25 protein-coding genes are annotated in these 25542 nt (G+C 60.4%); 10 read left to right on the forward strand and 15 right to left on the reverse strand.

Going from position 1 to position 25542, the window contains the following annotated elements; translation table 11 throughout:
• The first annotated feature begins 79 nt into the window (after positions 1-79).
• On the forward strand, positions 80-913 hold the full coding sequence (locus tag K328_RS0119175; protein ID WP_028467355.1) for a DUF547 domain-containing protein: 834 nt from the start codon (positions 80-82) through the stop codon (positions 911-913).
• A 4-nt stretch (positions 914-917) separates the two neighbouring features.
• On the opposite strand, the gene K328_RS0119180 is transcribed toward K328_RS0119175, so the two are convergent.
• The 3 genes from K328_RS0119180 to K328_RS0119190 form a co-directional block, all read right to left on the reverse strand.
• Positions 918-1718: an ABC transporter permease gene (locus tag K328_RS0119180; RefSeq protein WP_028467356.1), complete on the reverse strand. Its 801-nt coding sequence runs from the start codon at positions 1716-1718 to the stop codon at positions 918-920.
• A complete protein-coding gene (locus K328_RS0119185; RefSeq protein ID WP_028467357.1) occupies positions 1711-2478 on the reverse strand; it encodes an ABC transporter ATP-binding protein in 768 nt (255 codons plus the stop codon). Before K328_RS0119185 ends, K328_RS0119180 begins: the two co-directional genes overlap by 8 nt.
• A gap of 69 nt (positions 2479-2547) precedes the next feature.
• On the reverse strand, positions 2548-3570 hold the full coding sequence (locus tag K328_RS0119190; RefSeq protein WP_028467358.1) for an ABC transporter substrate-binding protein: 1023 nt from the start codon (positions 3568-3570) through the stop codon (positions 2548-2550).
• A gap of 181 nt (positions 3571-3751) precedes the next feature.
• Between K328_RS0119190 and K328_RS0119195 the strand changes: the two genes are divergently transcribed.
• The 3 genes from K328_RS0119195 to K328_RS0119205 all read left to right on the forward strand — a co-directional run bounded on the left by K328_RS0119195 (position 3752) and on the right by K328_RS0119205 (position 8398).
• Positions 3752-5389, forward strand: a complete 1638-nt coding sequence (locus K328_RS0119195; RefSeq protein WP_028467359.1) for a GMC family oxidoreductase — start codon at positions 3752-3754, stop codon at positions 5387-5389.
• A 191-nt stretch (positions 5390-5580) separates the two neighbouring features.
• On the forward strand, positions 5581-5817 hold the full coding sequence (locus K328_RS24965) for a ribbon-helix-helix domain-containing protein (protein ID WP_169721240.1): 237 nt from the start codon (positions 5581-5583) through the stop codon (positions 5815-5817).
• 61 nt (positions 5818-5878) lie between these two features.
• A complete protein-coding gene (locus K328_RS0119205) occupies positions 5879-8398 on the forward strand; it encodes an O-linked N-acetylglucosamine transferase family protein (protein ID WP_028467360.1) in 2520 nt (839 codons plus the stop codon).
• An 11-nt stretch (positions 8399-8409) separates the two neighbouring features.
• On the opposite strand, the gene K328_RS0119210 is transcribed toward K328_RS0119205, so the two are convergent.
• Positions 8410-9681, reverse strand: a complete 1272-nt coding sequence (locus K328_RS0119210; RefSeq protein WP_084608416.1) for a TIGR04372 family glycosyltransferase — start codon at positions 9679-9681, stop codon at positions 8410-8412.
• A complete protein-coding gene (locus K328_RS0119215) occupies positions 9668-10075 on the reverse strand; it encodes a VOC family protein (protein WP_028467362.1) in 408 nt (135 codons plus the stop codon). Before K328_RS0119215 ends, K328_RS0119210 begins: the two co-directional genes overlap by 14 nt.
• A 64-nt stretch (positions 10076-10139) precedes the next feature.
• On the opposite strand from K328_RS0119215, the gene K328_RS0119220 reads away from it, so the two are divergent.
• Positions 10140-11357: a winged helix-turn-helix domain-containing protein gene (locus tag K328_RS0119220; RefSeq protein ID WP_028467363.1), complete on the forward strand. Its 1218-nt coding sequence runs from the start codon at positions 10140-10142 to the stop codon at positions 11355-11357.
• Here K328_RS0119220 and K328_RS0119225 read toward each other — a convergent pair.
• Positions 11354-12271 (reverse strand): LysR family transcriptional regulator, encoded by a 918-nt coding sequence (locus K328_RS0119225; RefSeq protein WP_028467364.1) that lies wholly within the window; start codon positions 12269-12271, stop codon positions 11354-11356. The two genes, K328_RS0119220 and K328_RS0119225, sit on opposite strands and share 4 nt — an antisense overlap.
• 138 nt (positions 12272-12409) lie before the next feature.
• Between K328_RS0119225 and K328_RS0119230 the strand changes: the two genes are divergently transcribed.
• The 4 genes from K328_RS0119230 to K328_RS0119245 all read left to right on the forward strand — a co-directional run bounded on the left by K328_RS0119230 (position 12410) and on the right by K328_RS0119245 (position 16133).
• Positions 12410-12868, forward strand: coding sequence for a (2Fe-2S)-binding protein (locus K328_RS0119230; RefSeq protein WP_028467365.1), 459 nt, complete (start codon positions 12410-12412; stop codon positions 12866-12868).
• A 3-nt stretch (positions 12869-12871) separates the two neighbouring features.
• A complete protein-coding gene (locus K328_RS0119235) occupies positions 12872-15079 on the forward strand; it encodes a xanthine dehydrogenase family protein molybdopterin-binding subunit (protein ID WP_028467366.1) in 2208 nt (735 codons plus the stop codon).
• Between the two features lie 222 nt (positions 15080-15301).
• On the forward strand, positions 15302-15772 hold the full coding sequence (locus tag K328_RS0119240; RefSeq protein ID WP_028467367.1) for an MOSC domain-containing protein: 471 nt from the start codon (positions 15302-15304) through the stop codon (positions 15770-15772).
• A 16-nt stretch (positions 15773-15788) separates the two neighbouring features.
• Positions 15789-16133: a VOC family protein gene (locus K328_RS0119245; protein ID WP_245577601.1), complete on the forward strand. Its 345-nt coding sequence runs from the start codon at positions 15789-15791 to the stop codon at positions 16131-16133.
• Positions 16134-16140: 7 nt separating this feature from the next.
• On the opposite strand, the gene K328_RS0119250 is transcribed toward K328_RS0119245, so the two are convergent.
• The 8 genes from K328_RS0119250 to bmt all read right to left on the reverse strand — a co-directional run bounded on the left by K328_RS0119250 (position 16141) and on the right by bmt (position 24190).
• Positions 16141-16872: a proteasome-type protease gene (locus K328_RS0119250; protein ID WP_028467369.1), complete on the reverse strand. Its 732-nt coding sequence runs from the start codon at positions 16870-16872 to the stop codon at positions 16141-16143.
• Positions 16873-16898: 26 nt separating this feature from the next.
• Entirely contained in the window at positions 16899-17699 is an 801-nt protein-coding gene (locus tag K328_RS0119255; protein ID WP_028467370.1) for a transglutaminase family protein, read from the reverse strand.
• 2 nt (positions 17700-17701) lie between these two features.
• Positions 17702-18643, reverse strand: a complete 942-nt coding sequence (locus tag K328_RS0119260; RefSeq protein ID WP_028467371.1) for an alpha-E domain-containing protein — start codon at positions 18641-18643, stop codon at positions 17702-17704.
• Positions 18643-20070, reverse strand: coding sequence for a circularly permuted type 2 ATP-grasp protein (locus tag K328_RS0119265; RefSeq protein WP_028467372.1), 1428 nt, complete (start codon positions 20068-20070; stop codon positions 18643-18645). The genes K328_RS0119260 and K328_RS0119265 overlap by 1 nt, the downstream gene beginning before the upstream one ends.
• Before the next feature lie 147 nt (positions 20071-20217).
• Positions 20218-20745, reverse strand: a complete 528-nt coding sequence (locus K328_RS0119270) for a response regulator (protein WP_169721241.1) — start codon at positions 20743-20745, stop codon at positions 20218-20220.
• A 227-nt stretch (positions 20746-20972) separates the two neighbouring features.
• The gene (locus K328_RS0119275) at positions 20973-21815 is read right to left on the reverse strand and encodes a ferredoxin--NADP reductase (RefSeq protein WP_425411525.1); all 843 of its coding nucleotides are present in this window, start codon (positions 21813-21815) and stop codon (positions 20973-20975) included.
• Positions 21816-22012: 197 nt separating this feature from the next.
• Positions 22013-22834: a phosphoadenylyl-sulfate reductase gene (locus K328_RS24970; RefSeq protein ID WP_084608417.1), complete on the reverse strand. Its 822-nt coding sequence runs from the start codon at positions 22832-22834 to the stop codon at positions 22013-22015.
• A gap of 330 nt (positions 22835-23164) precedes the next feature.
• The gene (gene bmt / locus K328_RS0119285; protein WP_028467375.1) at positions 23165-24190 is read right to left on the reverse strand and encodes a betaine--homocysteine S-methyltransferase; all 1026 of its coding nucleotides are present in this window, start codon (positions 24188-24190) and stop codon (positions 23165-23167) included.
• Positions 24191-24334: 144 nt separating this feature from the next.
• Here bmt and K328_RS24975 point away from each other — a divergent pair, with 144 nt between their 5' ends.
• Positions 24335-25039, forward strand: a complete 705-nt coding sequence (locus K328_RS24975) for a TIGR00266 family protein (RefSeq protein WP_036554937.1) — start codon at positions 24335-24337, stop codon at positions 25037-25039.
• Positions 25040-25142: 103 nt separating this feature from the next.
• Here the strand turns inward: K328_RS24975 and rpsU are convergent, their stop codons facing one another.
• Positions 25143-25346 carry a 30S ribosomal protein S21 gene (gene rpsU, locus K328_RS0119295; RefSeq protein WP_028467376.1) on the reverse strand — a complete coding sequence of 68 codons (204 nt, stop codon included), beginning with the start codon at positions 25344-25346 and terminating at the stop codon, positions 25143-25145.
• Positions 25347-25542: the final 196 nt, after the last annotated feature.

Raw genomic sequence — 25542 nt, forward strand, 5'->3', positions numbered from 1 at the left:
GCCGCGAGGCAATACCATACGCACATTGTCTCCTGAATCCAGCGGTGCTGACGCGAATGCTTGAACGGAGTGTGCGGACATGAGTTTTCTGACGCGGGTTGCTGCGCTGCTTGTCGTTGTGGCTGTCTGGATTATGCCGGCCGGCGCGGCGCCGAAAGCCGCGCTGTGGGATGTCTGGGCGGCGCATGATCCGGCCAGCGCTATCACTATGGATCATGCGGGTTGGGATCGGTTTCTTGGACAATATGTCCGGCCCGGAAGCGACGGTGTGAACCGCGTCGCCTACGACGAGGTCACGACGGCGGACCGGAAGGCGCTTGACGGTTATATCGATGCTCTCGCCGCGGTGCCTGTGCGATCCCTCTCACAGGCCGAACAACTGCCGCTCTGGGTCAATCTCTACAACGCGCTGACCGTTCGCGTGGTGCTTGAGCATTACCCGGTTGCCTCGATCCGTGACATCGACATATCACCCGGTTTTTTCGCCGACGGGCCGTGGGGGAAGAAGTTGGTCACGGTGGAAGGCGAAGCGGTCTCGCTCGACGATATCGAGCACCGCATCCTGCGCCCCATCTGGAGCGATCCGCGCATCCACTATGCGGTGAACTGCGCTTCTCTCGGCTGCCCGAACCTGCATACGCGCGCCATGACGGCGGAGAATGCGGAAGCTTTCCTGGAGGAAGCGGCAATCGCTTTCATCAACCATCCGCGTGGCGCCCGGATTGAAGACGGGAAGCTTTATGTCTCCAGTATCTACGACTGGTTCGACGTTGATTTCGGAGGGAACGACGCTGGTGTCATCGCGCATCTGAAAGCGTATGCGCAGGGGGAACTTGCCGGGGCGTTGACCGGGATTTCGCGGATCGCGGATGACAGCTACGACTGGCGCCTGAACGGAACGGTATCGCCCTGACGGCTCAAACCCGCCATCGCAGCAACGCTTTTTCCGCCCGGCCGATGATCCAGGACACGGTAAGGCCGATTGTCGAGAGAATGGCGACACCGGCGATGAGCTGGTCCATCGCCATCAGGCTGCCGGCCATCAGGATATAAGCCCCGACACCGAATTCCGCGCCGATCATCTCGGCCGCCACCAGAAGCACGATGGCGATGGCGGCGGAAATCCGGAAGCCCGGCAGGATTGCGGGCAAAGCGCCGGGCAGAATGATCTTGCGGACGATGGAGACCCAGGACAGCCCGAAGGACTGGCCCATGCGAATAAGGCCCCGGTCGACATTATCCACCCCGCCATAGGTCGCGACCACGGTCGGGAAGAAAGTGCCGAACAGGATCGTGGCGACCTTCGAGCCCTCGCCGATGCCGAACCAGATGATGAAGAGCGGCAGCAGCGCGATTTTCGGTATCGGGAAGATCGCGGCCACCAGCGGCACCATTCCGGCCCGGGCGAGGGAGAACAGCCCGATCGCGAAGCCAACCGTGATGCCGAGAATGGTTCCCGCGGTCCAGCCGATCACCAGACGCGAGAGCGAGGCGCCGAGATGCGTCCAGAGCAAGCCGCTGTCGACCAGTTCCATGAAGGCCGTGGCAGCCTCGCTCGGGGCGGGCAGGACAAGCGGATGAATGATGCCGGTCCGGCAGCCGGTCTCCCAGACGGCGATCAGGACCACCATGACGGCAAGACCGATCAAAGCGCGTGGGCGCGGGTTGAAGCCGCCACCCCGGAACGGAACGGGTTGAGAAGTGGGGTTCTCAGGCATCGATCAGCTCCATGTCGGCGGCAGCGGCTTCGTCCCGGATCAGGGACCAGAGCTGTTCCTGCTTTGAAGCGAGCTCGCCCACGCGGTCGGCACGTTCGGCAAGCGGCATGTCGATGGAGACAACCTCCCGGATACGTCCCGGGCGGCGGGACAGCACCACGATCTTGTGACCGAGCCGGACCGCTTCGTTCAGGTTGTGGGTGACATAGACAGCGGTGAATGGCGTCTTCGACCAGAGGCCGACGAGATCGTCCATCAGCAGCTCGCGGGTCTGACTGTCCAGAGCCGAGAGCGGCTCGTCCATCAGCAGGACCGCAGGGCGGACGGCGAGGGCACGGGCGATGGCCACACGCTGCTTCATGCCACCGGAAAGCTGGCGGGGCAGAGCGGTCTTGAAGTCGGAGAGCTTGGTGCGGGCCAGCACGTCATCGATGATGGCGTCGGTCTTTGCCTTGCCGAGCCCGTGATCTTCGAGAGCGAGGGAGATGTTTCCTGCGACACTGCGCCAGGGCAGCAGGGCGAAATCCTGGAATATATAGGTCAGCGGGTTGAGGCTGTCGGCCGGTGGGGCGCCATGCTCAAGTACCGCGCCTTCGTCCGGGCGTTCCAGGCCGCCGATCAGGCGCAACAGGGTCGATTTCCCGCAGCCGGAAGGTCCTACGATACAGACGATTTCACCGGCGGGGATTTCGAGGTCGATATCGCTCAGAACCGGCATACTGCCATAGCGATGATTGATGCCGTTCAATATCAGCTGCATGGGAAGGCTCGCAGGTTCCGGCAGGGCCCGGCTTTGGCGGCCGGGCCCCCCATATGAATAGATATCGGATCAGTAGGTTTCGACGAATTGCGTATCGACCAGCGTGTCGATCGAGATGTCCTTGCCGACCAGACCTTCGCTCTGGAACCAGGCGAGCTGCTTCTTCACATTGGTCAGGTTCAGCTTCAGACCCGGCTGCAACCGCATGGCGCCGTTCTTGATCGACGGCGCGGCTTTTTCGTAGGGCCGGCTGGTATAGACATATTTGTGGATCAGCTTGGTCATCTCTTCGATGGCCGCATCGCCTTTTGTCTTGTCGACCATGACGGCGTTGAAGTCGGCCGATCCCTTGGCGTAGGCAGCGACGAACTTCTTCACCAGCTCCGGACGCTCGGCGGCGTTCTTGGCAGAGGTGAAGGCGGTGGTCACCTGATAGTCGTCATAATCGTTGATCCAGCCGATGATCTTCGCGGCGCCGCCTTTTTGCAGTGGCTTGGCGATGTGCGGCACGATGATCATGGCATCGACCTGACCGGACTTCAGCGCGCCGATGATGGCGCCGACCTTCTGCAGCGGCTTCAGGGAAATCTTCGAGACGTCGAAACCTTCCTTCGCCGCGACCTGGGAGGCCATGTAGTGGAAGGAGGAGCCGGTCTGGGTGATGCCGAGGCTGTGGCCCGCGAGCTTGTCCGGGCTGGTCAGGCCGGCCTCAAAAGCGGCGGTGCCGGCGAGGATGGCGGAGCCGTCGATGCCTTTTTCTTCCTGCAGCACGCCGCCGATCACTTTCACCGCACCCTTGTCGGCGAGGTTGACCAGACCGCCGGTGATCGAGGTCACGCCGAAATCGACGTCGCCCGAGGCAATCGCGACGGCCATCGGCTGGGCTGCCTGGAAGTATTTGAACTCGACTTCGAGACCCTGCTCGGTGAAGTAGCCTTTCTCGAAGGCTACAAAGCCACCCGAGTGCGAGGTGAAGCGGAGCGCCCCGACGGTGATCTTGTCGGCGGCAACGGCCGTTCCGAACGTCCCGGCCATAATGCCGAGTGCGGTGACGCCCGCCATCATGGCGCGGCGCGAGAAGAGATGCTTCATCTCTGATCCTCCCGAGTTTCTTTTGAATAGCAGCGCAAAACCGCCAGGTGACACGGGCTTTCTCTTAGTCGGTTCGGCTCCATGAGGAAACCAAATTGCGCAACCGGTTAAGCTTGCGCAATGATAGGGCCAATTAACCAACCCTCGGAAACGCCCTTCCCACCCTTGGAAATACCCTTCAATGACCAGCTTTGATTATGTGATCGTCGGCGCCGGCTCTGCCGGTTGTGTGCTCGCGAACCGGCTCAGTGCGGATCCGTCCGTCACCGTGTGCCTGCTCGAAGCAGGGCCGCCGGACTATCATCCGATGATCCATATCCCTGCCGGTTTCATGAAGACTCTGGTCGATCCCTCGGTGAACTGGCTTTACGAGAGCGAGCCGAGCTACTGGACCGGCGGCCGCTCCATCGCCGCGCCGCGCGGTAAGACTCTCGGTGGCTCCAGTTCCATCAACGGGCATATCTACAATCGCGGCCAGCGGCTCGATTTTGACGGCTGGGCCCAGCGCGGCAATCGGGGCTGGGGTTATGCCGACGTACTGCCCTATTTCAAGCGGACCGAGCATCGTATCGGCGAGGGCGAAGATACGTTCCGCGGCCGCGAGGGCAATATGGCGGTGACCGATATCGACTGGCAGCACCCGCTCTGCGATGCTTTCATCAAGGGCGCCGAAAGCATCGGTATCCCGCACAACAAGGATTACAACGGCAAGATCCAGGAAGGCGTATCCTACGCCCAGCGGACGATCTACGGCCGCCGTCGGATGAGCACAGCGCGGGGTTATCTGCGTCCGGCGATGAAGCGCAAGAACCTGACCGTGCGGACCAATGCGCATGCGACGAAAATCCTGTTCGAAGGCAAGAGCGCCAAAGGCATCCGCTATTCTGACGGTGGCCGGCACGGGATCGAGACGGAGGTTTTCGCACGGCGTGAGGTGATCCTGTCCGGCGGTGCGGTGAATTCGCCGCAACTGCTGCAACTCTCCGGCGTAGGCGATCCGGAACTGCTGCGCGGGCTCGGCATCGATGTGCAGCACGCGCTTCCCGGTGTTGGCGAGAACCTGCGCGACCATTACGCGCCGCGCTTCACCGCACGGGTCAAGAACTCGAACAGCATCAACGAGCTGGCGCGGGGGCCGAGGCTCTGGGGTGAGGTCTTCAAGTATTTTACCGGACAGAAGAGCATCCTCGGCCTCAGCCCAACACTCGTATACTGCTTCTGGCACTCGAACGAGGCGGCGCGGAACAGCGATCTGCAGTTCACCTTTACACCGGCCAGCTACAAGCACGGCGTACAGTCGAAGCTGGACGATCTGCCGGGCATGACCATCGCTTCCTGGCAGCAACGGCCAGAGAGCATCGGTTATATCCGCGCCCGAAATGCCGATCCGTTCGAGGCGCCGGCGATCCAGCCGAACTATCTGGCGGACGAGACCGACCGGCAGGTGCTGTTGTCGGGAATGAAGCTCGCCCGGCGCCTGTTGCAAACCGAACCTTTGCAGCCTTTCTTTGATGGTGAACTCTATCCAGGTCCGGGCGTGCAGACTGACGACGAGCTGCTGGCCGCCGCCCGCGAGCGGGGCACCACGACTTTCCATCTGATGGGCTCCTGCCGGATGGGCCCGGATAGCGACAAGACAGCCGTGGTCGACGATCAGCTTCGGGTTAGGGGAATGGCAAATCTCAGGGTTGTCGACGCGTCAATCATGCCGACCATGCCGTCTGCGAACCTGAATGCCTCGACCATGATGATCGGGGAAAAGGCTGCGGATCTGATCCTTGGTAATCCATCAGCAGAGCCCGTATCCCTTAAAGATTGAAGTGCCTAAATATTCCGCTCTATTGGTTGTGTTTTGCGGATTTACGGGCGTTTTGGGGATTCGATGTTAAACAAGAATTAATAAGTTCCGTGTTTTTCTGGTTTTCCGGATCATTCGGATTGTTGAACGCATACAACTTGTCTTAGTATTCACGGGAATTAACCATGGCGTTGGATTTTCACGGGGGCAGCATGAGCTCTTCAAAATCACGCAAGAATGTTTATGCGGGTCACCGGACCTCCATCATCCTTGAAGAAGACTTCTGGGAGGCGTTGGAAGAGTGTGCGCATGACCGTGAATTGTGCATCGATTCTATCGTGACAGACGCCGAGAAGGCGTTCCCCGAGATGAGCCGGACCGCTGCTGTCCGGATGTTCCTGCTGGAGCATTTCCGCACCAAAGCGGAAGACACCGACCCCATCCACTAAGCTGACCATATCCGAATGATCGGAGTGTGGCGCTCTGCGCCAGACCCGTTATCATTCCGGCATGACGATTTCTCCTCTCCTGGCTGACGCCAAATCCGCGCATCACGCGGGCGATCTGGAGCGTGCGATCACCGGTTACCGTTCCGTTCTTGAAGGCGGACCGGATGCGGCAACAAGCAACCTGCTCGCCATTGCGCTGGACGGAAGCGGCCGTGCCGACGAAGCGGAGTCGGTGCTGGCCCGTGCCCATGAGATGGAACCGGACCTGGCTGATCCGGCACTCAATCTTGCCCGCCTCAGACTGAGGCGCGGAGCGGTTGAAGAAGCCGTTCCGCCTCTTCGGAGGGCCGGGACAACGGGCAGTCAGGAAGCTCTGGCGCTCCTTTTCGAAGTTGCCTGTGCTGCCGGTCTGCATGCGGATGTTCTGAACACAGGCCGCCGGCTCCTGGCTGACGGAAGCCTGCAGGCGCAGCAGGCGGAACGGCTTGGCGAGATCGCATTCCGGACCGAAGCAGAAGATGCGCCGGCGATCCTGGAGAATGCCGTCAGGCGTTTCCCGGACTCGGCTCGCTTGCATCTCCTGATGGCTCATCATCTCGGTCGCCACGGCACGCATGACGCGGCGGTGACGGCGTTCCGACGGAGCCAGTGTCTCAATCCGGCAGACCTGGACGCTGTTTTCAATGCGGCTCGTATTCTCGATCTGTCCGGGCAGAACAGTGCTGCCAGCCGCGAGTGCAACCGGGCACTGGCAATTGCTCCCGGTTGGCCGGATGCCTTGCTTCTCTGTGCCCGTATCGAGGCTCTGCATGGAAGTCCGGCCCGGGCACGCGCCCTCGCGGCGCAGGCACTGGCCGCGCTTCCCACAAGTGCGAAAGCACATGCTGCCTTTGCCCTTGCCCGTTTCGCCGGGGGAGAGAAAGAGGCGGCCATTGCGGGCCACAGGCGCGCATTGCTGCTCGATCCGGCGGATGCGATGGAATGGAATGACCGGGGGGTGATGCTCAAGCAGGTCGGCACTGTCGACGATGCTGATCTTGCCTATGGGCGGGCCCGCACAGTTTCACCGGATCTGCTTCCTGCGATCAAAAACCACGCGGCGCTTCTGTTCGACATGACAGACATGGAGGCCGCCGCCGACGCCTACGATCATGCGCTCCGGATTGCACCGGACGATGCTGGCCTTGCGATGAAGCGGGCAATGACCTTCCCGACCATCCTGCGGTCCGAAGCTGAAATCGATGCCATACGGGCGGATATCGAGCGGCGGATGCTGGCGATCAAGCACTCCGGTATGGTGATGACGGATCCTCTTAAAGAAGTCGGTCGGCCGAATTTCTATCTTGCCTATCACGGCCGGAACGACCGCGGTCTGCAGACGTTGATTGCCGAGACCTATCTCGCGCTTTGTCCCGCTCTCGGTTTTGTTGCGCCGCATTGCCGGTCGCCGAAAGCGCGCTCCGGCGGCAAGTTGAAGATCGGCTTCCTGTCGAAATTTTTCTACGATCATTCGGTCAAGTTCATCAGCGAAGGCATCATCCGCAATCTCGATCCCGCGCTTTTCGAGGTGCATCTGATCAGCACCATGGAGCCGCAGGATGTAGATATCTTCCCGCCGGGCCAAGGGCCTGCCGGGTATACACGGATCGAGGAAGACCTTTTCCAGGCGCAGCAGGATATTGCGGCGCTGGAGCTGGATATCCTGGTGTTCGGCGATATCGGGATGGAGCCGCTCAGCTATTATCTCGGGTTCGCGCGATTTGCCCCTGTGCAATGCGTCATGCAGGGACATCCGGTCACGACCGGCCTGCCGCATATGGATTACTTCGTTTGCAGCGCCTTGCAGGAAATTGAGGGCGCGGAGGCGCATTACACGGAAATGCCGATCCGGGTGAAGGATATCCCGCTCTGCTATCCGGATTTGCCGGAGGTCCCGGACAAACGGCTTTCCTACTTCGGCCTGCCGGAGGACCGGACGCTCTATTTCTGCCCACAAACCCTGTTCAAGTTTCACCCGGATTTCGATTCGATCCTGAAAGGCATTCTGGAGGGCGATCCGGACGGCATGCTGGTGCTGCTGAAAGACCGGCAAGAGACCCGGAACCGTCAGCTCGAAGCACGCCTGTCGGAGACGCTTGGCGATCTGACGCAACGCATTCACTGGGTCGGCCGCCTGCCGAAACTCGATTATTACGCCTTGCTGAAACACAGCGCGGCGATGCTCGACACCACTCATTTCTGCGGGGGGAATACAACTATCCAGGCGCTTGGCCTCGGTATCCCACCGATCACCCTGCCGGCGGATTATGTGCGGGGCAGGATGACGATTGGCTGGCTGAAGGCCATCGATGTGATGGAGCTGGTTGCGGACACGCCGGATGATTACGTCCGTATCACGCTCGCTTGCGGCACCGACCCGGCATGGCGGGCCAAAGTCGTCGCGAAAATCGAGGCAAGAAAACACGAACTGTTCGAAAACCAGGCCTGCGTCCGGGAGCTGGAAGAGTTTTTCCCTGAAGCCTATGACGCTGCCTTGCGGGGAGAACGGCTACGTTGGATTTCCGGGCGCCATATGCCCTGAGACGGGGGCATTTAGACGAAATCTGGAACCTGATCCAATTGCGCGTCGGCCAGTGAGCCCCAGCCGAGAGCATGGGTGAAAAGATCGAGCCCGCGCGATCTAGCGTACTGATTGCCGTTCAGTCGTGCCTGATAGGACATGCTCCGGGCGAGAAAACGCTCCTTCATTTCCGATGTCCGGCTTTCCGTCCCGTTTTCGAGTCGTCCGATCATTTCCATCGTCGCCAGTTCTATGGCGCGACCTGAATTCTCCATCGGAGCGATTCCTGCGTCCTGATAGAATTGTGCGTCGGGCAGAGGTGTTGAATTGAGGGTGATCGGTAGGTCACGCTCCAGAATTTGCTGATAGGTGAGAGGTGCTGAAGCCCCGGTTTCGATGAGCGGTTTATAGAGGAACAGATCGCCCGGCAGATGATGACCGAAAATGGTCGGGATCAGGTTTGTCGTCAGGCTCGGCCGTCCGAAGGCGCGGACCAGACCTTCCGGTCCGGATTGGCAATTGATTGACAGGAAACACTGCCCGCAGAGGAAGACATCCATCCAGTCTTCGTGGTCATCCAGATGGGGCACGTCGAAGACAAGACCACTCCCGGTATTCAACAACGGGTCATCCTTGCTGCCAATGCGGAAAACCGGGAACCCCTGTTGTGTCAGCCATTCAATGGCGGGGAGGAAATTCTCCAGCGACGCTGTGCGCATCACACCTTCACGTCTGTTGACCGGGTTGGATACGTGCTCCACGTCCCGGACATGGAGAAGGATGAAACGGCGCCCGGCTTCAATGCCGAGCCGGTTTAGCCAATGCCAGCCGCGTTCCAGTAACTGCTCATCCATGGAAAGAAACGACGGCCCGTGGGTCCAGCGCTCCATTCCATAATCTCTATAAAACCGCAAAATATGTGCGGCATATAGATCGTATGGTCCTTTCTGTACGAGCCCCTGATTGAGCAGTGACGAATAGAGCACCAGCTTGTCGTTGGTCTCGATGATCGTGAATTGCTTCGCAAGCAGATCGAACAGACCCTGATTGATCCCGGCGTCACTTCTTGGCGGTGTGATCAGCACGATCTGCTCGTACATGCTTCCGAACATTGTCTTCAGATAATGAGGTTCCGGGCCCAGATGCCCGATATGCCGCGCGAGCGGAAGAGTGGCGACCAAACTGCGCGCGCCCTTTCGCAAATATGGCTGCACGAGGCCGCGCAACCTGTCATCGAATTGTGGAGAGGACAGAAGGGTCAGCAGGTCTGAAATGTCGGGGTTAGGCTCGTTAACGGCCATCATAGTCAATCAGGTCAGCTTCTTCCCCGGGCGCAAAGTCGATGTGGATATGATTGCCGTCATGATCGTGGATGTTCACCTGCTGAATTCCCATTTCCGGCAGCACGCCGCAGCGGTAGGCAACTTTCTGCTCCCGCAGATGCGCGAGGAAAGTCCCCAGCCCTTCCGCCGAAATCGCAAAATGTTCAAGCTGCGCGTCGGGGCGGTAGGGGGCAGGGTCGTCCTTTACGCCGACCAGATGCACCATCGCGGCGCCGTTGGCGTAAAGCCAGGCGCCGGGAAACGGGAAGGGCGGGCGCTCGCCGGGATGCATGTCCAGCACCCGGCCGTACCATGCGACCATCGCATCGAGATTCTGTGTCCGGAGGTTCACGTGATCGAGCGTCTTGAGCGCCATGGGCTTTCCTTTTTGTTCACGTTATGTTTCGATCCGGTAGGGCAATTCGGAAGAAGCTTACCTCATGGCCGACATCATACCCAATCGCGACGCGCGGCGTCTGTTTCTCCATTTGCACGCGCTGTCGGAGTCTCCCGGCCGGCCGTTCAGGCGAAAGGATCTGCCGGAGCTGATCCATCGCATCGGTTTCGTGCAGGTAGATAGCATCCGCACCGTGGAGCGGGCGCATCACCACATCCTGTTTTCCCGCGCGACCTCCTACAAGCCGGAATGGCTGCACCACCATATCGAGCGGGAGCGCACCCTGTTCGAGAACTGGACGCACGATGCCTCGGTGATCCCGGTCGAATTCTATCGGTACTGGAAGCCGAAATTCGCCCGCACGCGCGACCGGCTGATGAGCCGGGACTGGTGGCGGGAACGGCTTGGCGAGGATTACGAGGAAACCTGCGCCCGGATTCGCGCCCACATCATCGAGAACGGCCCTGTCCGGTCCCGTGACCTGACGGAAGGCGAGAGCCATCACGATGGCAGCGACGAGAACAAGGCCTGGTGGGGCTGGAAGCCGTCGAAATCCGCGCTCGAACATCTCTGGCGCACGGGAGAGCTGGCTGTCTCTGCCCGTGAAGGCTTTCAGAAGGTCTATGACATCGCCTCCAACGTGGTGCCTGCCGAACATTTCGAGCCGGTGGTGCATGACGAGGAATTCATCGACTGGGCCTGCCGGTCCGCCCTTGTGCGGCTTGGCTTTGCGACGCCGGGGGAGTTGGCCGCCTATTGGGATGCGATCTCTCCTGCGGAAGCGAAAGCCTGGGCCGAGCAGCAAACCGCAGAAACAGCCATTTCGGTCGAGGTCGAGAATGCGGACGGTACCCTGCGGCAGCATCTGGCCCGGCCCGAAGTCTTTCACCGGACGGCCGCCGCACCGACACCGCCCGGCCGTATCCGGTTCCTCAGTCCGTTCGACCCGGCACTGCGCGACCGCAAGCGCCTGCAACGCCTGTTCGGGTACGACTATCGGATCGAGGTTTTCGTGCCCGAGGCGAAACGGGAATACGGGTATTACGTCTTCCCGATGCTGGAAGGCGACAGGCTGGTTGGCCGGATCGACATGAAGGCCGATCGGCCTGCTGGCGTGCTCCGGGTGCGCAAGCACTGGCTAGAACCACGTCTCAGCCTTACCGCGCAGCGCAAGGCCCGGATGGAGGCAGAGCTGCTGCGGTGGCTGAAATATCTCGGGCTGGATCGGGCCGAAGGAGACGGCTTCGATGCCGCCCTTTAGCCTATGGTGGGATTGTCCCGGCGTTTCAGAACTGTTTTTGCCGTATCGATGAACGCCCGGAGCTTGGGGTTGTTTCCTGCCCGGTCCGGGAAATAAAGAAACAGGCCGGTTTCCTCGACAGAGGCTTCCGGCAAGATCTCGACAAGCCGTCCGTCTGCCAGTTCCGCCGCGATTTTCGGCTCGAACATGTAGATGATACCCAGCCCTTCCAGCGCGAAGTCGATCGCGACGTTCATGTCGTTCACGATCAGGTTGCCTGCGGAGGGGACAGCAATCTCTCCGCTGCCGCTCTCCAGTTCCCAATCGTAGAGTGCCCCGCCCGAATGCCTGTATGAGAGGCAGTTATGATCCGCCAGGTCCTTAATGGAAGCGGGCTGCCCGTGCTGCTCGATATAGGAGGGTGCTGCGGCCATGATGGTCCGGAAGGGAGGGGACAGGCGGAGGATCTTCATGTCCTGATCGATGGTGCCGCCGAGTCGAATGCCGGCATCGAAATTCTCCGCAACGATGTCGATCAGACGCTTGTCCGCCGAAACCTCAATTGTCAGGTCCGGGTATCGTTTTGTCATTTCCCTGATAACCGGCGTCACCACCATGTCGATAAAGGGCTGGGCAATGGTCAGGCGCAGCAACCCGGAAACCTGCCCCTGAGCCGACTTCAACCGCTCCAGCGCGTCGTCGATGCCGGTAATGGAGGGGCCGGTGGTATCGACGAGTAGCTGTCCCCAGTCGGTCAGTGAGACGCTGCGGGTGGTACGAGCGAAGAGCGGAAGGCCGAGCCGATCCTCAACCAGCCTGACGGAATGGCTGACTGCGGAAGCGCTCATGCCGAGCTCTTTGGCGGCAGCCGCGAAGCCGCCCCGGCGCGCAACGGCGAGGACGACGGGAAGGTGGGGGAGGATGTCTCTCTGCATTGCTGAAAAATATTGCACAATACATGCAGTTCAAGGGTGGATATCTTTTTCGCAAGAGGACCCATCTCTCTCCCAACGGCGACGAAAGCGGCGTGGGGATGCGCCGGCGAGCTTTCGCGCGTGTGGGAGAGCTGAAAAATGATCACACTTAATCTGAACGGCACCGAGCATCAGCTCGATGCCGACGCGGATACTCCACTGCTGTGGGCGATCCGCGACCATGCCGGTCTGACCGGAACGAAATTCGGTTGCGGCCTGGCACAATGCGGGGCCTGTACCGTGCATGTCGATGGGGCGCCGGTGCGCTCCTGTCAGACGTTCCTTGGCGATATCGAAGGGGCGAAAGTCACCACGATCGAAGGCGTCTCCGGCAAGGTGGCCGAGACGGTGCAGACGGTCTGGGCCGAGCTGGATGTGCCGCAATGCGGCTATTGCCAGTCCGGGCAGATCATGTCGGCGGCCGCGCTGCTGGCGGAAACGCCGAAGCCGACGGATGACGATATCGACGCGGCGATGAGCGGAAACCTTTGCCGCTGCGCCACCTACCAACGCATTCGCGCCGCGATCCATGTCGCCGCCGACCGTCTGGAGGCCTGATCGATGCTGTCTCATAAACTCAATGCACTTGCCGAACGCGCGAAGACCAAACCGGTCTCCCGCCGCGGCTTTCTGCTGTCCGCCGCAGCCACCTCGGCGGGCCTTGCCATTGGCTACCGGCCGCTTGCCGGTCTGGCTGCAACAGAGCAGTCCAAACAGGGCGATGAACTCGCGGCCTATATCGCAATTTCCGAAGACGACACGGTGACCATCTATTCCTCGCAATTCGATATGGGGCAGGGCTCCTATCACGGCATCGCTACGCTGGTTCTGGAAGAGCTGGGCGCGGACTGGGCACAGGTGAAGGTCGAAGGCGCGTCGGCGGACGTGCGCCATTACGGCAACGTCATGTGGGGCGGCGGCTTCCAGGGCTCCGGCGGTTCCACCTCGATGGCGTCTTCCTGGGACCGGTATCGCAAGGCCGGCGCCGCCGCCCGGATGATGCTGGTCGAGGCGGCCGCGCAGGCCTGGGGCGTTCCGGCGTCCGAGATCACGGTCAGCAAGGGCGTCATTGCCCATGCGGGTTCCGGCAAGTCTTCCGGTTTCGGCGCTTTCGCGAAACCGGCGTCGGGCCTGACAATCCCGGACACCATCGCGCTGAAGGACAGGTCCGAATGGACAGAGATCGGCAATCCGGATCTGAAGCGGTTCGACCGTGTCGGCAAGACCAAAGGCGAGCAGGATTTCACCATTGATGTGAAATTGCCCGGCATGCTGACCGCCGTAATGATCCACCCGCCGAAATTCGGTGCGACGGTTGCCAGTTTCGACGCGGATGAAGCCAAAGCGCTGAAAGGCGTCACCGACGTGGTGGCGATCGACCGGGGCGTTGCGGTGGTGGCGACGGATATGTGGTCCGCACTGAAGGGCCGGGACCTCGTTACAGTCACCTGGGACGAGAGCAAGGCGGAGACCCGCGGTTCGGCGCAGATCATGGCCGAATATCATGCTCTGGCCACGAAGGCCCCGACGGCGGTTGCCCGAACCGACGGCGAGCCGGAAGCTGCTCTGGCTTCTGCTGCCAAGGTGCTGGAAGCGACCTATGAGTTTCCGTATCTCGCCCATGCGGCGATGGAGCCGATGAATGCCGTTGCGCATATGAACAGCGACGGGGTTCTGGAGATCTGGGGCGGCCACCAGATGCCGGATTTCTACCAGCAGATGGCCTCAAAGGTCGCAGGCGTGGAGTTGGTAAAAACCCGCATGCACATCATGAAGACCGGCGGCGGCTTTGGTCGGCGGGCGACCCCGGACGCGGATGTCATCGTCGAGGCGGTGGCCATAGCCAAGGCTATTGGCTGGAAGGCGCCGGTCAAGGTGCAATGGACCCGCGAAAACGACACGCGCGGCGGCCGCTATCGTCCGGCCTATGTCCACCGGATGCGCGCCGGAATTGACGCTGATGGCAAGTTGGTGGCCTGGGACAATCATATTGTCGGCCAGTCCATCGTTGCTGGCGGTCCCTTCGCCGGACTGATCAAGGATGGCGTGGATGCCACATCCGTTGAAGGCTCCTCCACCCTGCCTTACGCCATTCCCAATCTTGGCGTTGGGCTGACCACCACGGATGTGGGGGTTCCGGTTCTCTGGTGGCGGTCGGTGGGCTCGACTCACACGGCCTATGCGACCGAAATGTTCCTCGACGAGGTGATCGCCGAGATCGGTGCGGATCAGGTGCAGTTTCGTCTCGACCTGCTGAAGGACCATCCGCGCCACGCGGGCGTCCTCAAGCTGGCGGCGGAAAAAGCCGACTGGGGCAAGAAGCTGCCTGAAGGCCACCATTGGGGCGTCGCCGTGCATGAGAGCTTTCACTCTTATGTCGCCGAACTGGCCGAGGTTTCGGTTGAGGACGGACAGGTGATCGTGCACCGGGTCGTGGCGGCCGTCGATGTCGGCACGCCGATCAATCCTGACGTGATCACGGCGCAGGTCGAAGGCGGTATCGGTTTCGGACTTGGCTCGGTCCTGCAGGAAGAACTGACGCTGACGGATGGCGCGGTGGATCAGGGCAACTACGACACCTATCTGCCGCTCCGCATCGACCTGATGCCGAAGGTCGAGGTGCATATCGTGCCCAGCACGGAACGCCCGACCGGTATTGGCGAGCCCGGCGTCCCGCCGATTGGCCCGGCCATTGGCAACGCGGTGTTCCGGGCAACCGGCCAGCGGGTGCGTACCTTGCCGTTCGAGAAGGGCTTCAAGTCGGCTTAACGCTCATCCGATCCGAACAAAGTGAACCGCCGCCTGGCAACGGGCGGCGGTTTTTTTATGTTCATCTTTCATCGTCATCCCGCACTTGATGCGGGACCCAGAGAACGAGGAGTTGTGCTTTATTTATGATCGCCTGGGTCCCGGCTCTCCGGCCGGAATGACGGCTGTGTGGGTTCTGATAGGCCATGATACTGTTCCCTGATGCAAAGAGGGAGCTTGCGCATGTCCTGGAAGGGTCGTCTGGATCACATTCATATCTGTGCCAAAGGCGCGGAGGCCATGACCGAGCTGCGGGAAGCAAAACTCGTCGCGGGGCAGGGGATCGAGGGGGACCGGTATTTCCTCGGCACCGGCACCTATTCGGACAACCCGGCGCCCGACCGGCAGGTAACCCTGATCGAGAGCGAGACGCTCGCGGCGCTGGCGCGGGATCACAACATGGAGCTCACCCCGGTCGAAAGCCGCCGCAATCTGACGGTGACCGGCGTGCCGCTCAATCATCTTGTCGGCAAACGTTTCCGGGTCGGTGATGTGGTGCTTTATGGCGGCCGGTTGAACACGCCCTGCAAGTATCTCGACGATCTGCTGGGCAAGAAGTTGTTCAAGCTGTTGTTAAATCGCTGCGGCCTCAATTGCGAGATCGTCGAGGGCGGTACGATACGGCCCGGGGACACGGTCGAACCGGCGGAATGAGGAGGGTGTCTTGAGTGTGAAGCGGATCGTCGCAAATCTCGCGGTCCCGGACGTGGCCGCGACTATGAAGTTTTATCGCGATCTGTTCGATCTTGAACTGGAGATGGATCTCGGCTGGATCGCAACCCTGGGCTCGGAAGAGTATATGCGGGTGCAGTTCAGCCTGATGCGCGAAGGCGGTTCAGGTGCACCGGTGCCGGACATCTCCGTCGAGGTGGACGATCTCGACGGGATGCTGGAAAAGGTGAAGGCTGCCGGTTACGAGATCGAGTACGGTCCGGCTGACGAGCCTTGGGGCGTGCGCCGTTTCTATCTGCGTGATCCCGAAGGGCGGCTCGTGAACGTGCTGACGCATCTCTGAGGCGAACTCAGAAATGAAAGTCCGGCAGTGCGTTAAAGGCGCTTTTCAGCGCATCGCCCCAACCTTGTGAAATGGTCAGGTAGTACGGGTCGTCAGCAGTGATCCGGCGCTCATGGCCGACCTCGAAGCTGTCTTCCTCGTAAGTCATGACATCGATCGGCAGGCCGACGGAGAGGTTGGCCTTCACGGTCGAGTCGAAAGAAACCAGCAGGAGTTTGACGGCTTCCTCGTAGGTCATCGTCGGCTCGAACGCGCGCAGGATGATGGGGCGGCCGTACTTGGTCTCGCCGATCTGGAAGAAAGGCGTGTCCTCCGAGGCTTCCAGGAAGTTGCCTTCCGGATAGATCAGGAACAGGCGGGCGCCGCCGCCAAGGATCTGGCCGCCGAGCATGATGGTCGCATCGAAGGTGGAATCCGCACGCTCGCCCGTGGGGGACGCGGTCCGGATGACATCGCGCAGCAACTCGCCGACCTGCCGGGCGACATCGAACATGGACGGGGCGTCCAGAATCGACGGGCTGCGGTCTTCAGGCGCCTTTGTGCGCTCGTCGAGCATGCTGACGACCGTCTGTGTCGTCGCCAGATTGCCGGCGGTCATCATGGTGATCACCCGCTCACCGGGCTTCGACCAGGTGAACAGTTTTTTGAACTGGGAAATGTTATCGACACCCGAATTGGTACGAGTGTCCGACATGAACACGAGACCCTTCTCCAGCCGAAGGCCGACGCAGTAGGTCATTCTTTTAGTATGCTCCGAACGCGCGGTTACTGTTGTTCCACCTGGAGGCTAACGGAGAAGGATTCGACGCTATCGCCGAAACGCATCCCGGACACAGGTGCCGCTTCTTTATAATCCAAACCACAGGCGACACGAACATATCGTTGATCGGGCGAAATGACATTCGAGACGTCGAACCCAACCCAGCCGATATCGGCAAGGAAGACCTCCGCCCAAGCATGCGCCGCTTCCTGATCAATCCGGTCGTCCATCATGAGATAACCGCTGATATAGCGGGCCGGAAATCCGATTTCACGGGCTGCGGCGATCAGTATATGGGTGTGATCCTGACAAACACCATGCCCCGCCTTCAAAGCTTCTTCCGCGGTTGTGGTCACCTCGGTCCGGCCGGTCTCGTAGGCGACCCGTTCGCGAATCAGGGCCGAAAGCATATGCATCCGGGTAAGATCGGATTTCTCCTCCCGGAGCGACTTCAGCAGCTTTCTCAGTTCGGGTCCGGCCAGCGTGGCAGGGGTTTCGCGGCGGTAATACCAGAGTGGAGCATGCTGCACTTCAAATCCGAGCACACCGTGGGTCTCGTGCGTATCGATCTCGCCTTCGCAGAGGATCGTCATTTCGCTCTGGCCGGGTTCGATACTGCTCAGGATAACGTGATTGGCGTGCTGGTCTGTAAAGCTGAGTTCCTGTTTGGCGCCTTCGAGACTCACATTCCAGTTCACAATCGACTGCATAGGTGACGGACGCGGCGTCTTGCGAAGCTGCTGGAGTGCGAAATGGACAGGCGTATCATAATGATAGCTTGTCCTGTGGGAGATCCTGAGACGCATGATCAGCTATAAAATCTATAATCTTGTTCGATCTGGCCGCTGAGTTGCCCGGTATCCTGAATGAAACCTTTCAGAAACTCGTGCAGCCCGGAGGCTAGGATAGAGTCAATGGGTTGCCTGTCCAGCTTGCTGAACATTTCCGTTGCCTGCTCCGCGCATTCGCTGCGTTCGCCGTAGCGGTTCGAGAGCTGGTCCAGGTTATCCACGATCTCTTCCATGCAATGGGCAATGGACCGGGGCATCGAGCGGTCGAGGATCAGGAAATCAGCAATGCTGGTCGGGTTGATATCCTCGCCGTTCAGCCATCGGTAGGACCTGTTTGCAGAGACGGAGCGCAATATCGTCTCCCACTGCACATTGTCCAGTGACGAGCCGATATGGGAGAGAGACGGTAGCAGGACGTAGTATTTCACATCCAGAATGCGCGCTGTGTTGTCGGTCCGCTCGATGAAGGTGCCGAGGCGGGCGAAATTATAGATATCGTTCCGCAGCATGGTACCGACGAGCGTGCCGCGCACCAGTGTGCTCTGCTGTTTGATGGTTGCGAGAACGGACGGCAGGTCCCGTTCCCGGATCGGCCGCTGCAGAGCCTGATCCAGCACCATCCAGCATTCGTTTGTTGCTTCCCAGACCTCCCGGGTCAGCGCGGTGCGTACCAGTCTGGCGTTCGTCCGTGCCTGCTCAATGACATAGCGGACACTTGAGGTGTTGTCCCGGTCGCGGAGCAGGAAATCGACAACGTTCGGAGCATTGTACTCGCTGTGGCGGGCAACGAAGCCTTCCGTCACGCCGGCGGTGGCGATCACGGATTGCCATTCACTGGTCGCCGCGCTTGAGCGGGTGAGGGCGATGCGGAAGCCGGCTTCCAGAAGACGCGCGAGATTCTCGCTGCGCTCAAGATAGCGGAACATCCAGAACAGGCCGCCTGCGGATTTGCCGAGCATCAGTCCTCCAGCACCCAGGTGTCCTTGGTCCCGCCGCCCTGACTTGAATTCACCACGAGAGACCCCTTCTTCAGGGCCACACGGGTAAGGCCGCCGGGCGTGATGTCGATCCGGTCGGGAGAGACCAGGACGAACGGGCGAAGATCGACGTGGCGCGGCGCAAGGCCGGCCTTGGTCAGGATCGGAACCGTGGACAGCGCCAGAGTCGGTTGGGCGATGTAATTTTCCGGCCTGTTTTTCAGCAGTTTCCGGAAGCGGGCAATCTCACGTTTGCTGGCCGTCGGGCCGATAAGCATGCCGTAACCGCCTGAGCCGTGTACTTCCTTGACGACCAGCTCTTCCAGATTATCCAGCACATAGGCAAGCGAGTCCGGCTCGCTGCAGCGCCAGGTATCGACATTCTTCAGGATCGGCGTCTCGCCCGTATAGAACTCGACGATATCCGGCATGTAGGAATAGACGGCCTTGTCATCCGCGACACCGGTGCCCGGCGCGTTCGCGATGGTGATGCCGCCGGATCGGTAGACATCCAGAATGCCCGGCACGCCCAGCATGGAATCCGGATTGAAATTCATCGGGTCGAGATACTCGTCATCGACCCGGCGGTAGATCACGTCGATCGGCTCGTAACCGCGTGTGGTCCGCATGGCAACGCGGCCGTCGATCACGCGCAGATCGTGCCCCTCGACCAGCTCGGCGCCCATCTGGTCCGCCAGGAAGGAATGCTCGAAATAGGCGGAATTGTGGATGCCGGGCGTGAGCACCGCGATGGTTGGCCGGCCATTACAGGCGCTCGGCGCGGAGCGGGCTAGGGTACGCCGCAGGTTCTTTGGATAGTCACCGACATTCTGCACCGGTATGCGCGAGAACAGCTCCGGGAACATCTGCATCATGGTTTCCCGGTTCTCCAGCATGTAGGAGACGCCGGAAGGCGTGCGGGCATTGTCTTCAAGCACGAAGAATTCATTGTCGTCGGTACGCACCAGATCGATGCCGACGATATGTGTGTAGACGCCACCCGGTGGATTGACGCCGATCATTTTCGGCTCGAAAGCACTGTTTTCGGCGATCAGCCGTTCCGGTATGCGCCCGGCCTTGATGATCTCCTGCTGGTGATAGAGATCGTAGAGGAACGCGTTGATGGCCCTCACACGCTGCTCGATGCCACGCGCCAGCTTGGACCATTGCCACGCCGAGAGGATGCGTGGAACGACGTCGAACGGGATCAGCCGTTCCGTGTTCTCCGTATCGCCATAGACATTGAAAGTGATGCCGGTCCGGCGGAAAAAAGTCTCCGCTTCTGCCGATTTTCTGAGCAGCTGACCCGGATCCTCTGAGTTGACCCAGTCATGATACTCGCGGTACGGCTCGCGGACATCGCCTGCGCCACCGAACATCTCGTCGTAATCGTTTTTGCTTTCTGACATTGTTCGAAATTAGAGCAATTTATCTGGGTATTTCGCAAGTGCGAAGATTCCCGGTGGGCGATAATTGCGCTGTCAGAGTTGGTTTTGGGTGGCTTTTTTCTGCCCGGAAAAGTCGCAGTTTCCAAAGGCATTCGCTGGGCTGGCTCGTTAGGATTCCGAGCCTAGATATTCGAGAAGTTCTGAGGTAACCACATCCATCAGCATCGATCGGGTGATCTGTGATTTCAGGACATAGCGGTTGATTTCGTCGTTCTCTCTGGCTTCCCGTTCGGACATTAAACCCGGCTGTCCGGTGCGCAGAATAATCCGGATATCGTCCTGACAAAGTGTTTCCCGGATGTAATGCGCCAGCTTGAGGCCTGCGTCCGGTGTCTCCATCACCACGTCAAGCAGGATGACCGAGATACCGTCGCATTTGCTCAAAACGTCGATCGCTTCGGTGCCGGAATATGCGTGGTGAAAATGGAGCGGACGGCCGAGCATCATCTCTCCGCCGAGAGCGAACAGTGTCGATTGATGTACGTCCGCATCGTCATCGACAATGAGAATGCGCCACGGCATCTGGCTCTCTGGACCGCACTCGGCATCCTCTTCGAGGTCTGAGTCTTCATCCATGAAAACCAGCGCATCATCGTCTTCTTCGATGTTGTTTGCGTATGGCCTATACGATCCCATGCCAGCCCCGAATACTTCCCATCCCTTGATCATGCCACCACCTGAGTGCTTCTGCTCATACCTGGTTTATAACGTGGCTCCGCTTTTTGAGCGGGCAAGGCCATTTTACAAGCCGAGTATTAAGCCGAACTTAATAGGGCGGGTTCAAACGCGGGAATTTTCGGATTTTTGGGATTGGTCGTCGGTAGGCATTCCGGCGCCAAATGACGCCGGAATGCGTCGTGCCGTCAGCCGACGAAGGCGCGCTCGACCACGAATTCGGCAGGCTTGTTGTTCGCACCTTCGTTCAGGCCAGATTTCTCCAGAAGCTCCTTGACGTCTTTCAACATGGCCATGGAGCCGCAGATCATGCCGCGATCCGTTTCCGGATTGAGCGGCGGCACACCGAGATCCTCGTAAAGCTCTCCGCTTTCCATCAGAACCGTGATGCGGCCCATCTTCGGGCTCTCTTCACGGGTTGTGGTGGAGTAGAGCGTGAGCTGGGCCTGGGCGAGTTCGCCAAAGACCTCGTCTGCCTTCAGGGAGGCGACCAGCTCCTTGCCATAATCCAGTTCGGCAACGTCGCGGCAGGTATGGGTCAGGATCAGCTCGTCGAATTTCTCGTAGGTCTCCGGATCGCGGATTACGGACGCGAAGGGCGCGATTCCGGTGCCGGTGGAGAACATGTAGAGCCGCTTGCCCGGCGTAAGGGCGTCATTGACCAGTGTGCCGGTCGGTTTCTTGCGCATCAGCACGGTGTCGCCCGGCTGGATCTTCTGCAAGTGCTCGGTAAGCGGGCCGTTCGGAACCTTGATGGAGTAGAATTCGAGTGCCTCGTCCCAGGACGGGCTGGCGATGGAATACGCGCGATAGACCGGCTTCTCCGCGTTCGGCAGCCCAATCATGACGAACTCGCCGGAGCGGAACCGGAAGCTTTGCGGCCGGGTCATGCGGAAGCGGAACAGGCGGTCCGTATAGTGCTGCACTTCGGTCACGGTTTCGGCGAAGACGCCGTCCGGGATCGGAAAGCCGCCGGTGCCGCGCTCTTCGGCGCTGGCGGGAGTCGCCGCGTGACTGTCCATTATGTTCATTTACCTGCTCACTTGTTGCGAGGGCCGGCTGGTACCGGTACCGCTGGTCATGATCCGGCGATCTGGGTTTTGTCGGCCCGTTGAAAGGACGACGACCGCCGTTTTCTAGCGTTGGCGGTCGACGGGATCAATCTTTCCATGCGGGATGGGACCTTCGGTCCGTGCCGTTGCATGGCTCTGAGATGGTTGAAAGAGGATCAGGCGGCTGCCTGATCCCGGTTGTTCCGGTCTTGCGACCCGTCGCGGCTCACGGAGCCGTCGGCGTTGAAGTGAATACCGCATTCCGTCTTGTCGGACTGTGCCCAACGGCCCGAGCGGACGTCACCATCCGCGGCGGCGGGGGCGGTGCAGGGCGCGCAGCCAATGGAGCTGTACCCTTGCGCCTGCAACGGGTGGCGCGGCAGATCGCGGACGGTGAATTCCGCATCGATCCGGGATGAGTCCCAGTCCGCGAGCGGGTTGAGGCGGATGCGCTCGCCGAATTGCTCAATCATCTCGATCTGCGAGCGCAGGCCTCCATGGGCGCGCTTGCGGCCGGTGATGATCAGGCCAAACGGCTGGATGGCCTGACGCATCGGCAGCACCTTACGCAGGTTGCAGCAGGCATCGGGGTCGGTCTGCCAGAGCGTGCCATCCCTGTCCTGACGCCGGACCAGTGCGGTCGACGGGGTGGCGTTGCGGATATCGGTCAGGCCAAGCCGGGCAGCCAGTTGGTCCCGGTAGCGCAGGGTCTCTTCGAAATGCTTACCGGTATCAATGAAGATCACCGGCAGGTTCTTGTTCACCGAGGCGACGATATCCAGCAGTACGGCGGATTCCGTGCCAAAGGAAGCGATCACGGCGCTGCGACCGGGAAATTCCTCTTCGGTCAGGGCGGACAGCATGTCCTGCTCGCTCAGATTTCCGTAACTCTCGGTCAGCCGCCGATGCAGGGCCGCCGTTTCGGCTTCGCTCTGATCCCAGGCCCGGTGATACCTGCCTGTACTGTCCTCGTGTATCCGTTCGATTGCTTGCGCCATGCTCGTTCTATCCTTCCAGCGTCGCTCGCAGGCGTGCCTCAGCAATCGGACAAGACGGCCCGTTGACGGAAATCATCCGCCTGTTTCATCGCTCAGGTCATGCAAGACCGCGCAGAACGCGGCATGCCCGCCACTCGGTTCGGGCCCACGGGAACGCACCCGTGGCGCTTTAGCAGTTGGTGACGCGGATGCAAGCTGCCCTGTCAAATCCCGCGGGAATGGTTGTCCGTTCCGATCCTGAAGGTAAGGACGGTGCAGGGGAGGGTCAACGTGTTGAAAAGGCCGGAAAGTTAAATAAACCGAACCGTTCCCGGATCGGCTTTCGCCGGATTAATTCCGTCTGCGACCACGGCGCTGGCGAGAAGATTCTTTGCCTACTCCATCACCGAGAAGTTCCGCGGTGGCGCCTGTTAGGGTGCCGCAAGCCGCGACGATGGCCGTCATGTCGGGCGTATCGCCCTTGGTGTGGCTTTCCAGTGCCTGCCGCATGGCACGGACATGCTCCGGCGTGGTGCCGCAGCAGCCGCCGATAATCCGTGCCCCGAGATCGACCGCGAGACCGGCATAGGCCTGCATCAGCTCCGGGGTGCCGTTGTAGCGGACCTCGCCGTCCTCGAAGACCGGAATGCCACAATTGGCCTTGGAGATCAGAATGTCGTCAGCTGCGAGGCTTTCGCGGGCGCTGAGCAGGCCGACCAGCAGGTCCGACGCACCGGTGCCGCAATTGCCGCCAAAGCCGACCGGTTTCACGGGGCGCGCATGCATCATCTCCACCAGGCGCTGGGGCGTCATGCCCATCATGGTGCGGCCATTGGTATCGAAAGAGAGAGTGCAGACCGCCGGAATGCCGACCTCGTCCGCTGCGTCCAGTGCGGCCGTCAGCTCCTCTTCGGAGGAGATAGTCTCGATCCAGGCAACATCGGCACCGCCATCCTTCAGGCCGCGCATCTGGGCGGCGAAGGCATTCTTTCCGTCTTCTATGGTAAGCGGGCCCAGCGGCTCATAAAGGTCGCCGGTCGGTCCGACGCTGCCGGCATTGACGATCGTCCGGCCGCTCTCGGCAATCTCCGCCGCGAGCAATTCGGCGGCTGCCTTGTTGATCTCGTAGACCTTGTTTTCCAGCTTGTGCAGCTTCAGCCGGTTCGCCGTGCCGCCGAATGTGTTGGTCAGGACGATGTCGCTGCCCGCATCGATGAAATCCCGGTAGTGTGCCCGGACTTTTTCAGGCTCTTCCAAATTCCACAGCTCCGGCGCATCGCCATGTTGCAGGCCGCGTGCGAACAGGTTCGTGCCGGTGGCGCCGTCGGCCAGCAGCCAGGGGCGGGTTGCAAGCATTTCGGAGAGAAGATTTGTCATGGCGGCGGTCCCGAAGCTGGACTTGTCTCTGATTGGTAGGGCAGCATTACTGGTCTGAATACCGGATTGTAATCACGTTGATTGCGCACATGCCGACACTATGTGTCGTTGACCGCCGGTTTATCCGCACCGACAGGAGTTCTTATGGCCGCCGATGTTATCGACTACCGGATCGAAGGGGATCACGCCCCGCTCCTGACAGTCACCCTGGACCCTGGCGAGGCGGTGCAGGCCGAGGCCGGCGCCATGGTGTTGATGGACCAGCACATCAAAATGACCACGGAGTTGTCCGGCGGCTTGCTGGGCGGGTTGTTCCGCAAGTTCTCCGGCGAGAGCCTGTTTCTGACCTATTTCGTGAATGAAGGAGATGGGCGGCAGGACGTGTCCTTTGCCGGCTCCATGCCGGGGCAGATCCGGGCCATGGACCTCAGCCAGAATGACGGTCTCTTCTATTGTCAGAGGGATGCCTATCTCTGCAGCGCGCGCGGCGTCGATGTCTCCATCGCGCTGACCCGCAAGCTTGGCGCGGGCTTCTTCGGCGGCGAGGGACTGATCCTGCAGAAGCTGGAGGGGGACGGCCTCGCCTTCCTCAATGCCGGCGGCACATTGGTGGAGCGTGAACTCGCCGCGGGGCAACGAATCACCGTCGATACTGGCTGCCTCGTCGGTTTCTCCGGAACGTGCGACTACGACATTGCTTTCCAGAAAGGCATCAGGAACCTGGTGTTCGGTGGTGAGGGAATTTTCGTGACGCACGTCACAGGCCCCGGCCGTGTCATCGTGCAGACCCAGCCGATTGCAGAGCTTGCCATGTCGCTGGCGCGGCTGATGCCAAAACAGGACGACTGACCGGGAGAAATTCTACAAACACAAAAACCGCCGCTCGGCATGCGAGGGCGGTTCCGTGTTTGGATCGGGTAGTCTGCCGCCGGAGCGGCGAAGCCCTGAAGCTCTAGAAGCCTTCACGCTCCATGCGCTTGCGCATCAGCTTGCGGTAGCGGCGGACGGCTTCAGCCTTCTCGCGCGCCCGCTTTTCGGACGGCTTTTCAAAGTTGCGGCGCAGCTTCATTTCCCGAAAGACACCTTCGCGCTGCATCTTCTTCTTAAGCGCGCGCAGTGCCTGATCAATATTGTTATCGCGGACCGTTACATGCACGAAACCCGACCTCCAAAACAATTGTGCGAATTCAGAACGCAGAATGCCCCGGGAAAATTCGCCCCCCTGGGACAAGAACGCGGTGTGTATCACAAGAGATTGCCGCTTGCAAAGGCCCCGCGTGGATAAATCACGCGGCTTTTGCATGGCGGCTTTGCAATCTGTTCTCGGCGCCAATCTGACGCATGCAGATTAT

Origin of the sequence: Nisaea denitrificans DSM 18348, from assembly GCF_000426505.1 — a bacterium.
In the GTDB taxonomy this organism is placed as follows: domain Bacteria; phylum Pseudomonadota; class Alphaproteobacteria; order Thalassobaculales; family Thalassobaculaceae; genus Nisaea; species Nisaea denitrificans.